This window comes from Sphingomonas citri, assembly GCF_019429485.1.
In the GTDB taxonomy this organism is placed as follows: domain Bacteria; phylum Pseudomonadota; class Alphaproteobacteria; order Sphingomonadales; family Sphingomonadaceae; genus Sphingomonas; species Sphingomonas citri.
Window position 1 is genome coordinate 292,780 of the sequence record NZ_JAHXZN010000004.1, and the last position, 14,015, is coordinate 306,794.

Annotated in this window: 15 protein-coding genes and 1 tRNA gene; 9 read left to right on the forward strand and 7 right to left on the reverse strand. The window is 67.4% G+C overall.

Annotation, left to right across the window (positions count from 1 at the left end):
• The first annotated feature begins 12 nt into the window (after nt 1-12).
• The gene (locus KZ820_RS13655; RefSeq protein ID WP_219749155.1) at nt 13-1,236 is read left to right on the forward strand and encodes a threonine synthase; all 1,224 of its coding nucleotides are present in this window, start codon (nt 13-15) and stop codon (nt 1,234-1,236) included.
• An 11-nt stretch (nt 1,237-1,247) separates the two neighbouring features.
• Here the strand turns inward: KZ820_RS13655 and ygfZ are convergent, their stop codons facing one another.
• Complete coding sequence (gene ygfZ / locus KZ820_RS13660; RefSeq protein WP_219749156.1) at nt 1,248-1,985, reverse strand: CAF17-like 4Fe-4S cluster assembly/insertion protein YgfZ; 738 nt, start codon at nt 1,983-1,985, stop codon at nt 1,248-1,250.
• A gap of 54 nt (nt 1,986-2,039) precedes the next feature.
• On the opposite strand from ygfZ, the gene KZ820_RS13665 reads away from it, so the two are divergent.
• Both KZ820_RS13665 and KZ820_RS13670 read left to right on the forward strand, forming a co-directional pair.
• Nucleotides 2,040-3,374 (forward strand): dihydroorotase, encoded by a 1,335-nt coding sequence (locus tag KZ820_RS13665; RefSeq protein ID WP_219749157.1) that lies wholly within the window; start codon nt 2,040-2,042, stop codon nt 3,372-3,374.
• 50 nt (nt 3,375-3,424) lie between these two features.
• Nucleotides 3,425-3,973, forward strand: a complete 549-nt coding sequence (locus KZ820_RS13670) for a class I SAM-dependent methyltransferase (protein ID WP_308462229.1) — start codon at nt 3,425-3,427, stop codon at nt 3,971-3,973.
• A gap of 41 nt (nt 3,974-4,014) precedes the next feature.
• Here the strand turns inward: KZ820_RS13670 and KZ820_RS13675 are convergent, their stop codons facing one another.
• Entirely contained in the window at nt 4,015-4,776 is a 762-nt protein-coding gene (locus tag KZ820_RS13675) for a DUF1134 domain-containing protein (protein WP_219749158.1), read from the reverse strand.
• A 159-nt stretch (nt 4,777-4,935) separates the two neighbouring features.
• Between KZ820_RS13675 and KZ820_RS13680 the strand changes: the two genes are divergently transcribed.
• Nucleotides 4,936-5,025: transfer RNA gene (locus KZ820_RS13680), tRNA-Ser, on the forward strand.
• Nucleotides 5,026-5,139: 114 nt separating this feature from the next.
• Entirely contained in the window at nt 5,140-5,484 is a 345-nt protein-coding gene (locus KZ820_RS13685) for a MucR family transcriptional regulator (protein WP_444547589.1), read from the forward strand.
• Here KZ820_RS13685 and KZ820_RS13690 read toward each other — a convergent pair.
• The 4 genes from KZ820_RS13690 to KZ820_RS13705 all read right to left on the reverse strand — a co-directional run bounded on the left by KZ820_RS13690 (nt 5,481) and on the right by KZ820_RS13705 (nt 8,651).
• A complete protein-coding gene (locus KZ820_RS13690) occupies nt 5,481-7,163 on the reverse strand; it encodes a recombinase family protein (RefSeq protein WP_219749159.1) in 1,683 nt (560 codons plus the stop codon). The genes KZ820_RS13685 and KZ820_RS13690 overlap by 4 nt on opposite strands.
• Nucleotides 7,160-7,567, reverse strand: a complete 408-nt coding sequence (locus tag KZ820_RS13695) for a DUF2924 domain-containing protein (RefSeq protein WP_219749160.1) — start codon at nt 7,565-7,567, stop codon at nt 7,160-7,162. The genes KZ820_RS13690 and KZ820_RS13695 overlap by 4 nt, the downstream gene beginning before the upstream one ends.
• 2 nt (nt 7,568-7,569) lie before the next feature.
• Nucleotides 7,570-8,073: a DUF3489 domain-containing protein gene (locus tag KZ820_RS13700; protein ID WP_219749161.1), complete on the reverse strand. Its 504-nt coding sequence runs from the start codon at nt 8,071-8,073 to the stop codon at nt 7,570-7,572.
• A gap of 266 nt (nt 8,074-8,339) precedes the next feature.
• Nucleotides 8,340-8,651, reverse strand: coding sequence for an ArsR/SmtB family transcription factor (locus tag KZ820_RS13705; RefSeq protein ID WP_219749162.1), 312 nt, complete (start codon nt 8,649-8,651; stop codon nt 8,340-8,342).
• A gap of 132 nt (nt 8,652-8,783) precedes the next feature.
• On the opposite strand from KZ820_RS13705, the gene KZ820_RS13710 reads away from it, so the two are divergent.
• From KZ820_RS13710 to KZ820_RS13715, 3 genes are all read left to right on the forward strand, one after another.
• Entirely contained in the window at nt 8,784-9,518 is a 735-nt protein-coding gene (locus KZ820_RS13710; protein WP_219749163.1) for an SDR family oxidoreductase, read from the forward strand.
• A 597-nt stretch (nt 9,519-10,115) separates the two neighbouring features.
• Complete coding sequence (locus KZ820_RS21965) at nt 10,116-10,313, forward strand: hypothetical protein (protein WP_258048155.1); 198 nt, start codon at nt 10,116-10,118, stop codon at nt 10,311-10,313.
• A gap of 96 nt (nt 10,314-10,409) precedes the next feature.
• Nucleotides 10,410-11,972: a transglutaminase-like domain-containing protein gene (locus KZ820_RS13715; RefSeq protein WP_258048156.1), complete on the forward strand. Its 1,563-nt coding sequence runs from the start codon at nt 10,410-10,412 to the stop codon at nt 11,970-11,972.
• Between the two features lie 1,167 nt (nt 11,973-13,139).
• On the opposite strand, the gene KZ820_RS13720 is transcribed toward KZ820_RS13715, so the two are convergent.
• Complete coding sequence (locus KZ820_RS13720) at nt 13,140-13,388, reverse strand: hypothetical protein (protein ID WP_219749164.1); 249 nt, start codon at nt 13,386-13,388, stop codon at nt 13,140-13,142.
• Nucleotides 13,389-13,636: 248 nt separating this feature from the next.
• On the opposite strand from KZ820_RS13720, the gene KZ820_RS13725 reads away from it, so the two are divergent.
• Nucleotides 13,637-13,927: a hypothetical protein gene (locus tag KZ820_RS13725; RefSeq protein ID WP_219749165.1), complete on the forward strand. Its 291-nt coding sequence runs from the start codon at nt 13,637-13,639 to the stop codon at nt 13,925-13,927.
• Nucleotides 13,928-14,015: the final 88 nt, after the last annotated feature.

The window sequence follows — 14,015 nt, forward strand, 5'->3', positions numbered from 1 at the left end:
AAGGCTATTGGCATGAACGACAATCTCACCGCCGAGCGCGCCACCTTCGTGACCCATCTGGAGTGTTCGCTGACCGGCGAGCGCTACGCGGCGGACCAGCTCCACAATCTCTCGCGCGCCGGTCGGCCGCTACTGGTGCGCTACGACCTCGACTCGGTCCGTGCCGCGCTGCCGCGCGACACGCTGGCGGCGCGCGCTACCGACCTGTGGCGCTGGCGCGAGCTGCTGCCGGTGCGGCGCACCGCCAACGTCGTCAGCCTCGGCGAGATCGAGACGCCGCTGATCCCAATCGCGCGGAGCGGCGGCGCTACCGTCTGGGTCAAGGACGAGGGTCGCCTGCCGACCGGCAGCTTCAAGGCGCGCGGGCTGGTGATGGCGGTGGCGATGGCGAAGGAGCTCGGCGTCACCCGCATCGCCATGCCGACCAACGGCAACGCCGGCGCCGCGCTGGCGGCCTATGCCACCCGCGTCGGGATCGAGACGATCGTCTTCTGCCCGGAGGACACGCCCGAGGTGAACGTGCGCGAGATCGCGGCGCAGGGCGCGCGGGTGTGGCGCGTCAACGGGCTGATCGACGACTGCGGCGCGATCGTCGGCAAGGGCGCGGCGGAGGGACGCTGGTTCGATTTCTCGACGCTCAAGGAGCCTTATCGGATCGAGGGCAAGAAGACGATGGGGCTGGAGCTCGCCGCGCAGCTCGGCTGGCGGCTGCCCCAGGCGATCTTCTACCCGACCGGCGGCGGCACCGGGCTGATCGGCATGTGGAAGGCGTTCGACGAACTCGAGCGGCTCGGCTGGATCGGCAGCGAGCGGCCGCGCATGTACGCGGTGCAGGCCTCCGGCTGCGCACCGATCGTCCGCGCCTTCGAGGCGGGCGAGGAACATGCCGAGCGCTGGGAGGACGCGCATACGGTGGCCGCGGGGATCCGCGTGCCGCGCGCGGTGGGCGACTTCCTCATCCTGCGCGCGGTACGCGAGAGCGGCGGCAAGGCGCTGGCGGTGGGCGATCCCGCGATCCTGGCGGCGGTGGACGCCTGCGCGCGGCAGGACGGTCTGCTGCTCTGCCCCGAGGGCGGGGCGACGCTGGCGGCGTACCACCAGGCGCTGCGCGACGGCGAGGTCGACGAGGACGATGAGGTGGTGCTGTTCAACTGCGCGACCGGGCTGAAATACCCGCTCCCGCCGGCGGAGCAGCGGCTCGACCGCCACGGCGCGATCGACTTCGACCGGCTGTGAGCGCCTGAACCTCAGGCCTCCGCGTCGAGCGCCTCGGCCAGCCACGTCGGCCGCAGCGCGTCGCCGAGCGCCTCGACGCGGCGCAGCGCCACCATCAGCCCCAGCTCGGGGTAGAGCGCGCGCACCTTGGCCTCGTCGGGCGCGAGCGGCGCCACCACCAGCCGGCGATTGACCTTGCTGCGATGGTGCATCCGCGCGGTATTCTCCTGGCCGACGTAGCAGCCCTTGGCGAAGCTCACCCCGCCCAGCTCGCGCGCGTTGGCCTCGAGCCACAGCGTCTCGCCGTCGCCCAGCTCGGCGCGTCCTTCCGCGACGCCCTGCGCCAGCCGGTGGGTGCGCCACGACGCCGACGCGTCGCCCGCGTCGGCCGGGGCGAGCCAGCGCCAGCCGAGCGCGGCGAGCCGCGGATCGGGCACCGCGTCATCGGCGGGTCGCTCCGGCGACCAATGGACCGCGAGCGAGTCCTCGGATGCGATCGTGATCGCGCGGCGCAGCCGGTACATCGTCAGCCGTCGCGCCAGCGCGTCGCGCGCGTCACGCTCGACGTCGAGCAACAGGTCGGCGCCGTCGGCCCAGACGAGGAAGTCGAACAGGGCCTTGCCCTGCGGCGACAGCAGCCCCGCCCAGCACGGCAGCGGACCCGCCATGTCGTTGGTGACGAGTCCCTGGAGGAAGCCGCGCGGGTCGTCGCCCGCTAGCCGCAGCAGCGCGCGATCCGCGAGCGTGGTGGCCGGTCTGGTATCGGTCATGCCGGCAAGGTAGGGAGGCGCCACACACGGTGAAAGACCCGGAAAGGACGGACCATGGCGAGCTACGATCTCCTGCTGAGCGGCGGCACCGTCCATACCCCGGGCGGCCCGGTGCAGGCCGACGTGGGCGTGAGCGACGGGCGCATCGTCGCGATCGGCGCGAGCGGCGACGCGGGGCGGCGGATCGATTGCACCGGGCTCGACATCCTGCCCGGCGTGATCGACACCCAGGTGCATTTCCGCGAGCCCGGTCTGGAGCATAAGGAGGATCTCGCGAGCGGCAGCGAGGCCGCGGTGCGCGGCGGCGTGGTGGCGGTGTTCGAGATGCCCAACACCAAGCCCAACACCGACTCGGCCGAGGCGATCGCCGACAAGCTGGCGCGCGCGCAGGGGCGGATGTGGTGCGACCACGCCTTCTACGTCGGCGCGACCAACCACAACGCGCGGGAACTTGCCGAGCTGGAGCGGCTGCCCGGCACCGCGGGGGTGAAGATCTTCATGGGCGCCTCCACCGGCGACCTGCTGGTGAGCGAGGACTCGCGCCTCGCCGAGGTGCTGGCGCACGGCGTTCGCCGCGTCGCGATCCACGCCGAGGACGAGGACCGGATGAACGCGCGTGCCGGCGAGCGCGTCGCGGGCGACCCCTCGTCGCACCCGGTGTGGCGCGACGACGAGAGCGCGATGCTGGCGACCACCCGCATCCTGCGGCTGGCGCGCGCGGCGCGGCGGCGCATCCACGTGCTCCACGTCACCACGCCGGCCGAGCTCGAGCTGCTCGGGCGCAACAAGGACATCGCGACCTGCGAGGTGACGCCGCAGCATCTCACGCTGGCGGGCGAGGAAGCCTATCCGCGGCTCGGCACGCTGGCGCAGATGAACCCGCCGATCCGCTCGGGCGCGCACCGCGACGGCTTGTGGCACTGGCTCAACCAGGGCGTGCCCGACGTGATCGGCTCCGACCACGCGCCGCACACGCTGGAGGAGAAGGGCAAGGACTATCCCGCGAGCCCGAGCGGCATGCCCGGCGTACAGACCTTGCTGCCGCTGCTGCTCGACCATGCCGCCCACGGCCGGCTGTCGCTCCAGCGCGTGATCGAGCTGACCAGTGCGGGCGCGCAGCGCATCTTCGGGCTGGTCGGCAAGGGGCGGATCGCGCGCGGCTATGACGCCGACTTCACCGTCGTCGATCTGCGCAAGCGCTGGACGATCGGGGACGAGTGGCTGGCGTCGCGCTCGGGCTGGTCGCCTTTCACGGGCATGGCGCTGACCGGCAAGCCGATCGGCACGATCATCCGCGGCGAAGTGGCGATGTGGGAGGACGAGCTCGGCGCGATGCCGCAGGGCCAGCCGCTGCGCTTCGAAGCGACTCAGTTTCCCGGCGCGCGTTGAGGGACGGGGCTAGCCGCGGTGACGGCGATCGCTCGGGTGGCTGGGACGCCGTGGCGGACGCGTTCATGGCGGTCCGCTCGGGCGTCGGCACCGCGCTGGTACGGGCCTGGGCGGCGCGCCGGCTGCCGCCCGGCGCGGCGATCCTCGACATCGGCTGTGGCTCGGGCATGCCGATCGCCGCCGCGCTCGTCGCCGACGGGTTCACGATCTGGGGGATCGACCCGTCGCCGCGGATGATCGCCGCGTTTCGACGCCGGCTCCCCGGCATGCCCGCGGCCTGCGAGCCGGCGCAGGCGAGCGACGTCTTCGGTCGGCGTTTCGAGGGCGCGATCGCGGTCGGCGTGCTGTTCCTGCTTCGCCCGGCGGACCAACTGGCCCTGCTCCGCCGGGTCGCCGGCGCGCTGGTGCCGGGTGGGCACTTCCTGTTCAGCGCACCGCGCGCGCGCGCCGCCTGGACCGACTCGCTGACCGGGGGCGCATCGGTCTCGCTCGGTGTCGAGGCCTATGCCGTGCATCTCGCCGATGCGGGGCTCCGCCTCCTGCGCAGCGAGCGCGACGAGGGCGGCAACGACTATCACGAGACGATCCGCGCCGCCTGAGCCGCCGGCGTCGCCTCCGCGCGGCGCGCCGGCTCACCCGCTCAGAACGGAAGCCATTTGGCGGTCTCGCTGAACTTCATGTAGCCGACGTTGACCCCGGCGCGCCAGCCGACACCCAGCCGCACCGGGATCAGCACGACGTTGCCGCGGCGCAGATAGGTCGCCGCGAAGCCGCCGACGAAGTACAGCCGCCCCTCGGCGCCGGGGAAGCGGTTGAACAGGTCGTGCGTGTCATAGAGGTTGTAGACCAGCACGAAGACCTTGTTGGCGTCGCCGCCGACGTCGAAGCCGACCGACGGCCCGGTCCAATAGACCGGGCGCTGGCCCTCGACCTTGTGCGTCATGATCCCCGAGCCGTAGCGCAGCCCGACGACGAACGCGCCCGAGGCCTCGCGTCCCGCGATATAGGCGTTGGGCTCGCCCTGGTCCTTCAGAATCTTCTCGATGATCTGCGCGAAGCCTTCCGCGCCCTTGCCGAACACGCCCTCGCCCGCGGCGATCAGATCGTCGCGCTTGTACGTCTCCGCCGCGTTGGTGGTGGCATTGGCGCGCGCGTCGCCCTGCGGCGTCGGCGGAGTCGGCGTGGCGGGCGGCGTCTCCGCCGGCGGCAGCGGCTCGTCGTCGCGCTGGGCCGGCTCCGCGGGAAGTGGCGCGCGCGGCGTGCGCACCGCCGGCTGGCCGCCGACGTCCTGATCGATCGCGGCGTTGGGATCGATCGTGCGCACCTGCGCGCTCCCCGTTCCGGCGAGCACGAGCCCCGCCACCATCATCGCGCCCCGCGCGCCGCGCCATATCGTCCGCATCGTCACTGTCCCCACACCGGAGCGCGAGCATAGCGACAGCGGTGCTGTCGGGGCAATGAACACCGCGACGACCCGACTCCGTGACGCGGCGCGCCGAATCGCCGCAGGCCCATTGATCACGCCGATCACGCTCGCTATAGCCGCGCCTCACGCCGACCCGGAGACGTGGGTGAGTGGCTGAAACCAACGCTTTGCTAAAGCGTCATACGGGAAACCGTATCGAGGGTTCGAATCCCTCCGTCTCCGCCACCCAGTCTGCGACACTTAATTCCCTGCAGAGCACACCCGCGGAACTGGCGCAGTTCTGCGCGATTTCGCTGCTCTGAGCAGGAGCCGTCCGCAGCCGCGGAGCACACGCCCGCGGTGTCGGTGCGCAAGTCGCTGGCCAACCGCGACCGCATCATCAGCATGATCGATGGCGCACCCTACGCCAGCCTCAAGCGCCATCTGACCAGCCATGGGCTCACGCCCGCGGAGTATCGTGCGCGCTTCGGCCTCAAGCCCGACTACCCGATGGTGGCACCGGGCTACAGCGAGGGTCACCGCGCGCTCGCCAAGCAGCTGGGTCTCGGCCGCAAGGCGGTGGCCGCTGTCGAGGAGGCCGGCGCTGCTATAGAGCAGGCAGCGGAGGAGGTCGTCGGCAAGGAGGCGAAGCGCGGCGAGGACGCGGTAACGTCGGCGCGCAAGACGCTTGGCATCCGCTCCTAGGCTCGCCGCGTGCCGGCGCCTGTGGGCGTCGGCAGCAGCCTCGCCTCCTGCGTTCGCCAGCTCGCATCCACGCCGCCGGTCGCGGTAAGCGTGGCCGCGCTGACGCCAGCACGTAGTCGCCCGGCGAGGATCGCCTGGGTGACGCTGGGTGCCAGGAAGGCGAGCCGTAGCACCCGTGTGACATAGGAGGGGGTCAGGCCTTCAAGCGTGGCCAGCCTCGTGATGTCGATCTCGCCGCCGCGCAGCTCCTTCCACCAGGTGCGGGCGAGCAGCAGCTGGCGTGTCAGCGATGAGTCGACGTCGGCAGTGCTGGCGCTACCGTCGCGCTGCACCAGCCGCATCGCGGTGCCCGAGCGGGTGAGGCGTACCTCGGCGGTCAGCGCCAGCAGGGCAGGGGCACCTTCATGCTGCTCGCAAGCGAGTAGCTTCGCGACCTCTTCGATGCGGCAGTCCATGTGCACGCGCGCATCCGCGATGCGGACCTGTGCGACCAGCGCGCCCATGCTGCTCGGACACAGCCGGCGCAGCCCGGCGGCGATGTCGCTGCGGCGCTCCGCCAGGCACGCGAAGCGGTCGGCTGGTACGTCGAGCCAGGCTGCCGCGGTGAGCGCGAGCCGATCGTCGAACTGCGTCGCCAGCCGGTCGGCGACGACGCGCTCGATTTCGCGCGCGGGCACGCGCAGGCCTGTGCTGCTGCTGTCGGTTTTGGGTGCGCGGCTGACGTAATAGCGGTAGCGTGCTTTCCCCTTGGTCGCGTGCGTCGCCACCAGCGGCTCGCCAGCGTCATCGACGATGCTGCCCGCGAGCAGGCTCGGGTTGCTGGCGCGCGGTGCGCTGCGGGTGCCTTGCACGTGCTCGGAGAGCATCGCCTGGACGCGCTGGAAGGTGTCAGAGGGGATGATCGCAGGGTGCGTGCCTGGATAGCTCTTGTCACCGTGCGCGATGCGGCCGTTATAGGTCACCCGACGCAGCATCAGGTACAGCACGCCGCGCGAGAACCAGCCGCCATCGATCGGCTTGCCACCGGCGGTCGCGCGCTCGGGCACGCGGATGCCGTGCTGCTTCAGCTCGGCTTCGAGCAGCCGCACGGTGCCGAGTGCGCGGTAGCGCTCGAAAACGTGGCGCACGAGTGCGGCACGCTCCTCCACAACAGCGAGGCTGCGGCCGTCAGGGCGGTAGCCGAGCGGCGGCGTGCCGCCCATCCACATGCCGCGCGCCTTTGACGCCGCGATCTTGTCGCGGAAGCGCTCGGCGGTGACCTCGCGCTCGAACTGCGCGAACGACAGCAGCATGTTGAGCGTGAGCCGGCCCATGCTGGTGGTGGTGTTGAACGACTGCGTCACCGAGACGAAGCTGGTGTTGGCGCGGTCGAACGCCTCCACCAGCTTGGCGAAGTCCAGCAGCGAGCGGGTGAGCCGGTCGACCTTGTAGACGACGATGATGTCGATGCGACCCGCCGCGACGTCGGCGAGCAGCCGCTGCAGCGCCGGGCGCTCGAGCGTACCGCCGGAGAGCCCGCCGTCGTCGTAGCGCGCCTCGACCTCGCACCAGCCGTGCGAGGCTTGCGAAAGGATATAGGCGGAGCAGGCCTCATGCTGCGCGTCGAGGCTGTTGAAGCTCTGCTCCAGCCCCTCGTCGCTCGACTTTCGGGTGTAGATGGCACAGCGCAGCGTGGTCATGCCGCCACCTTCTTCTTGAGCCCGAAGAACGCCGGTCCCGACCAGCGCGTGCCCGTGATCGCGCGCGCGACCTCGCTCAGCGAGCGCCACTCGCGACCATCCCAGCGCACCACCTGATCCTCGCCGACGGTGACGACATGCAGGCGGCCCTGCCACTCCCGCGCCAACCGCATCCCCGCAGACGGCCGCGCCGTCTTGGTGTGCCCGCGGCTGCGCTGGTCGAGCTCGCGTGTCGTCTCACGTGAGAGGCCGCCTTGCGCTCGCGCCTGCAGCTCCCAGGCGAGTGCGAGCCGTAGCAGCTTCGGGCTGACCTTGGGCAGCACGTTGCCAGTCACTGTAACCCATTGCTGGCGAAGCTCGCTGTAGGACAGTGCCTCCAGCGCCGCGATCTGATCGTCCGCCATGGTCAGCGGCCCCGCACGATATGGTAGCAGGTGAGCTCATCGCGATGGGTGCGCTCGATGGCGTGGCCCTTCTTGCGCAGGCCCGTCAGCGCCGCGCGCGTGGTGTGCGGCAGCCACCCCGTCGCTGCGATGAGGTCCGGCAGTGTCGCGCCCTCGTCGCGCTGGAGCAGCGCCACCACCGTCGACACCTTCGTGCGCGGCGTGGCGGTATCGGTGTCGCTGGCAGCGTCGCTGACCGCGGCGCCTTCGTCATCGCTGGCGTTGATGGCGGCGAGGCCTGCCGGCGTGATGAAGACACCGATGCGGCGGTCGTCATCTTGTCGCGCGATCTCGGCCGCGACACGCGTCTCCTTCTCGGCAACGAGGCCCTGGTGCAGCAGCGACGCGATGGCCTTGATCGTCCGCGCCGTGCCGGCAAGCGCGTAGGGGAGGGGAAACAGGCTGCCGCTGTCGCGCTGTGCGGCATGCGCAAGCAGGAGCGTGTGGGTGTCGGTGAGCTTGGGCATGATGGGTCCTCGTTCTCGAGGAGAGCGGCGCCAGTGCCGCTCCCACCACCCGCAGCCCCGTCGATCGTGTCGGCGGGGCAGCGACCCGGCCGCACCAGCGCCTGAGTCGAGCTGTGCTGTCGCTCTGGGTGCAGGTGAAGTCCAGCGGAAGCGGTGCTGATTCACCTGCTGCTCTGGCTTCCCACGCGAGAGCTAAGGGTGCCGAAATTGAATCCTCTCGCTGATCTACCCCGGGCTAGTGCCGCCGCGACGCTATGCTAGCGGCATCACGCTTCGATGTTGGTGAGCACCGCATTCAGGAGGCCAGGGAAACGCCGCTCGAACTCGTCACGACGGAGGGTGTTGATCATCTCGCGCCCGACCTGGATCGTCTTGATCAGTCCCGCGGCGCGAAGCACCTTCAAGTGATTGGACAGGGTGCTCTTGGGGATGGCGTCACACGGCGCCGCACCCGTGCAGCTCAATCGCTCGGCTGCCGCCAGCCGCGCTATCATGCTCAAGCGATTGGCATCAGCCAGCGCATGCATCGCTAGGTCGAGCGGAACGTCTTCAAGCCGTGGGTGGGTGAAGCGAGGCATGAGGGGGATATAAGAATAATTCACCGTTCTCATAGTTCGGGAATATTGAACTATCACCACCGTAGCCCATCTATCCGCCAGCCGACAGCGCACGATGGTGTGATCGCGGGCAACGTTCTCGAAGGATATCCCATGTCACTCCAGGGCAAAAAGGCGCTTGTCACCGGCGGGTCGCGCGGCATCGGCGCTGCGATCGCGAAGCGGCTGGCCGCCGACGGCGCGGCGGTCGCGATCACCTATGCCGGTAACAAGGCGGCGGCGGACGCCACTGTTGCCGCGATCGAAGGCGCTGGTGGAACTGCCTTCGCGTTCCAGGCAGACGCCGCCGACCCGACGTCGCAGCGCGCGGGCGTCCAGCAGGCTGCCGCGGCACTCGGCGGGCTCGACATCCTGATCCACAACGCCGGCGTCGCCGAGTTCTCCGCCATCGGTGACGATACCGACGAGACCTTCGATCGTCAGTTCGGCGTCAACGTGAAGGGATTGCATGTCGGCACGCGTGCTGCGCTGCCCCACCTGAATGACGGCGGTCGCATCATCCTCATCGGCAGTGTTTCGGGCGAGCTCGCCTTTCCGGCGACCGCCGTCTACAGCGCGACGAAGGCGTCGGTCGCCGCGCTGGCGCGCGGCTGGGCCAAGGACCTCGCGTCGCGCAACATCCTGGTCAACACGGTACAGCCCGGACCGATCGACACCGACATGAATCCTGCCGACAGCGAGTTCGCGCAACAAATGACCTCGTTCGTGCCGCTCGGACGCTATGGCAAGGTAGAGGAGATCGCTGGCGCGGTGTCGTTCCTCGCCGGACCGGACGCAAGCTACATCACGGGCACTGCGCTTACTATCGACGGCGGTGCAGCGGCGTAATGCCGCGGGGTGGCTCTTCCGCTTGGCGTAAGAGCCGCTTCTCGCGGAGGCGGCGTGCAGATGTTTGAGCGTACGCGGGCTTGTAGATGTGCAGGCAGCCGAGCTCGATGAGCAGGTCGCTCCCGGGGGGGGATAGCTGCCTGTCCGCTTTGGGGCGGTCGGCCGGGAAAACCGGACGATCGTTCAGAATGCAGGGAAGGGGGCTCGCACGCCTGCCGGGGGTGGATAGCTGCCCGTCCGCTATCGGATGGTCGCCCTGAGGGGCCGTAAGCGCGAGCAAGGCTAGCTTCTCGCAGTTTCCGTGGGCACTCGGTGCATACGACTGCTCCGTAACCGCCGCTTCATCGACGCGCCCTTCTCCCTTGCAAGCGAAGATGGGTCTGCCACAATGCCGGCTGACAGAGAGGGACGGGGGTCCGAATGAGGGTACGTGCTGCGTTGCTGCTTGCGGCGTCGATGATAGTTGCGGGTCCCACCTGGGCGCAGACAGAGCAGGTCCGCCGCGGCCCCGTCCCAACTTGGGCCACGCCGTCCACGCTCCTGCCGCTGCCAGCTACCACAACCGGCCCAGTGTTCTCTCGGCGACAGGACGTTGAAGTGCACCTTAGTGAGAAGGGGCAAGCTCAGTACCTCGGCTATCGCATCAAACTCCTTGACCCTGCCGCCTTGCAGCTTGGTAACATCTCGATCGCCTGGAACCCCGGCGCGGGAGCTCCGATCGCCCACGGAATCAAGGTTTTCCGCGACGGTCAGGTTTTCGACGTGCTCAAGGACGCAACGTTCGAGATCCTTTGACGCGAAGATCAGCTGGAGGCGGCGAAGCTGGATGGGACGCTTACGGCGGTACTCAGAGTGCCCGACCTTCGGGTCGGCGACGAGCTGGAGGTCGACATGACCGTCTTCTCCAGTGATCCGGGGCTTGGTCACAATGAGGCAGGTATTCTCATGCTGGGATCGAGCCCGGCACCCGGCCGCTACCATTTGGGGCTGAGTTGGGATCAAGGCCGTGCACCCAACATCAAGCCCTCTGCTGACATGACCGCCGCGATGGTTAAGGGCGAGCAGGCAGTCGACTTCCGGTTTGACAATCCGGCTCTTCTTTCACCGCCCAAGGACGCGCCGCCGCGGTACCAGTGGCAGCGCGCCGTGGAGTACAGCCAATTTGCCGATTGGCCGACCATATCGCGTCATTTCGCTCCGATGTTCGCCAAGGCCGCGACGTTAGCTGCCAATTCCGCCGTGAAGCGCGAAGCCGTCCGCATCGCGGCTGCGCAGTCGCGTCCACTGGACCGTGCCGCCGAGGCGTTGAAGCTTGTGCAGCAGGACGTGCGGTACATCTATGTCGGTCTGAACGGTGGCAACCTCATCCCGGCCACCGCCGATGAGACTTGGCAGCGCCGGTATGGAGACTGCAAGGGCAAGACCGTCCTGCTCTTGGCGCTGCTGTCGGAGATGGGCATCGACGCAGAGCCTGTGCTGGTCAACTCGGGCGGCAATGACGACGGCTTCGACCAGCGACTGGCGCTACCGCAGCTGTTCGATCACGTGCTCGTCCGCGCGCGCATCGATGGCAAGACCTACTGGCTGGACGGGACGCTTCCTTCGGTGGCGGTGCCCAACCCTCAACTCGTCTACTCTGCGAGTTGGGTTTTGCCGCTAACCTCTAAAGGCAACACCCTCGAGAAGCTGCAGTGGCGGCCAGCGACCACGCCCGACGAGATCAACCTGTTCGAGATCGATGCGCGTGCCGGCTTCGACAAGCCGGCAAGGATCGTGTCGACCGAAATCCTGCATGGCTTGAAAGGTTTGCAGAAGCAGATGCAGTTCGCGCCAGTCACTGCTGCACAGCTGCTCGACTTCTTCCGCCAGAACGCGATCGGCGACACGTTCCAGTCGGTCGACGACGTCAAATGGCGCTACGATCAGGCGGCGGGGGCGAGCGTTCTGACGATCAGCGGCACGGGCACCTTCGACTGGTCTGACGACGGCGCGAGCGGGAAATCACTGGCCCTGCCGGGCGGCGGGTTTAGCCCGCCGGAGCGGCGGGTTCGTGCGTCCGACCAGAACCAGGACGCACCGTTCTACACCAAGCCGGACTACACCTGCTTCGTGACCACCGTGCGGGTGCCGACCTCTACGCAGGCGAGACATTGGTCGTCGAAGAGCAGCTTCGACACTCGCATGTTCGGGCGCGCCTATCACCGCGCCTGGGAAATGCGGGACGGAGCGATCCGCATGATCCGTGCATCGCGCATCGAACAGCCCGAGATCGATATCCCGGCGGCACAGCGCGACAACGGCCGCATTGCCGCCTTCGACAACAGCATGGGCTGGATTTCCTACGATCCTGCGGGGAAGAAGACGTCGATCGGCAACGGCGAGACCGTGCCGACGACGTACGACTTCGATTGGACTGGAACCGATGTTCCATGCAGAGCCGCTGACCCTCGTTAGATGTACGACAATCCGAGAAAACGACGAGGTCCCGAACCCGACATTCAGCACGCGTGTAGCGATGCGACCGGCACATAGCCGCACCCAGCCGCTTCAAAGCGAACATGCGGCTTTTCTCCCAAACGAGCACAAGCCGAGCGCTCTGCAGAACGCCCACGCGGCTCGGCTACCGGGATGAACGAGCGGCTGAAGTTGAGAGGCGAGCAGAAGCCGTCGAGTGACCGGTTCTGGATTCCTCGCCACGAGGGGGCAGAGGCGGCTGGCGCCATTCGCAGGCGGACGAAAGGTTCTTGCGGAGTCCCCATTGCGGACGTGCGTTCATCCGCTACGACGAGAACATGGGTGTCGTGTCATCGAAAGCGCGCTCTTCCCGCGTAGCTGGCAGTGCCAGAAGGTTCTGGTTTGCCCGCGTGCAAGCTAAAGCTCCGGGTGCCTCAAGTTTGAAACGCAGGCAGACGCTCGCTATATTGATTCTGCCTTGGTTGCTTTCGGGATGTTTCGCGAAAGTATCGATCACCACCAAGGTTACCCTCAGGATTTTGGATGGAAAAACGGTTAGATCATCAAGTGCGGTCTGGAAGGCTTCATATACAGACATGGAGTGGCTACCGGGCAACGCGTATGATGTTCACATCGAAGGATTGCCCGTTGAAGTAGCGATTTCGAGCGGGAGGGCTTTGTTTTTGCCAGCGGTGCTCCCACAGGGCTTCCCCAATCGTAACGCGGCTGGTCTGGCCGATATGTCCTTTCCTTACGCGTCGCCATATCCGGGTCGAATAGCCCGACTACGCCGTTTGACAAAGCGCGTTGGCGCGAAGGCACTTGTTAAGTGTGAAGGCTACATCCGCTCAGGGTTTTTCCCGCCAGCTGCTCAGCCTGATTGTATGAAGATATACATTTCGATAGGGCGATCCGCGGATTTCACGAGGCCGCTTGAACCCACCGGACGGGACTGCGACGTTCGGGTGATTTCGGTTGAGATCGAAATCGTGGACGAAAGTGTATCTGTGCCCGTCGACAAGGTCCTGATTTTTCCCACTTCGACTTGAAGTTGCGGGTTCAAGTTGCGATTGGCCTGCATCGACCTGACCTGCAGAGAACCGGTTGATTGATAGAACGTCACTGCAGAACACCGGGCGAAAGCGGTCAGGCCGCTAGTCACCCGATCTACTTGCCTCCGATTGGCCCGATCCAGTCTGGTGATCCACCTTTGACCGGGCTGGCGGCCGTATCGATCTGCTGCCATTCAGCCTTTGTGTGGCAGACACGGCGTTGCATGCGCGAGCCGCTCCGCCCCTCGCTTCGGCAGATCGGCCGTTCCTTGATCAAAGGGTCTGCGGCTTTGTCCTGCGCGCCGCCTTGATCGGCTTGCAGAGCAAGCGCCAAAGCGGAAAGGAGCAGCGTACCTACGGTCATCTAATTTCCTTTTGCCTTTTCGATGACATCGCTCCTGGCGAGAGACGAAGGCAAGCGAACTTGCAACCATACTGGACCCAGGATCTGAAAGATGCAGTGTCTAGCCTATGTGCGACCAACGGGCCGCTCCGGCACTCGCAGCCGAGCGGCATCTGCCGCCGCTGAGCGCACTGCAGCCGTCCGGCCGTGATCCTCATAAACCAAGCCGTTCACACGCCTTAGCTTGGCGCCCAGAAGAGTTCCCTGCTATGGATCATCTTAGCCGTGATCGCCGGCGTGCTGTCGCGCGGGATCGCGAGGGGCTAACGGCTGAAGCTCTTCACCTCGTCCTTGGTGAGAAGGCCGTCCGAGTTCTTGTCCATTCCGCGAAAGCCAGGAGCGATCATGCCCTCGCGCATCTTGGCTCGATCCGCCGGTTTGATCTTCCTCTGCGCCTCGGCATCGCCTGCGATCATCGCATCGATTCGGCGGTCAAACTCGGCGGTAAACTCGTCATCTTTATCTCTCGGCCGGAGCGCGGCTCAGGATTGGCCGCCTGAGCCTCTGCGGCTTGCAGCGACACGAGTAGCAGCACAGCGCTCAGCATGCTCACTCTCCTCAGCCTTCATCGGCTATGCTCAGCACCTT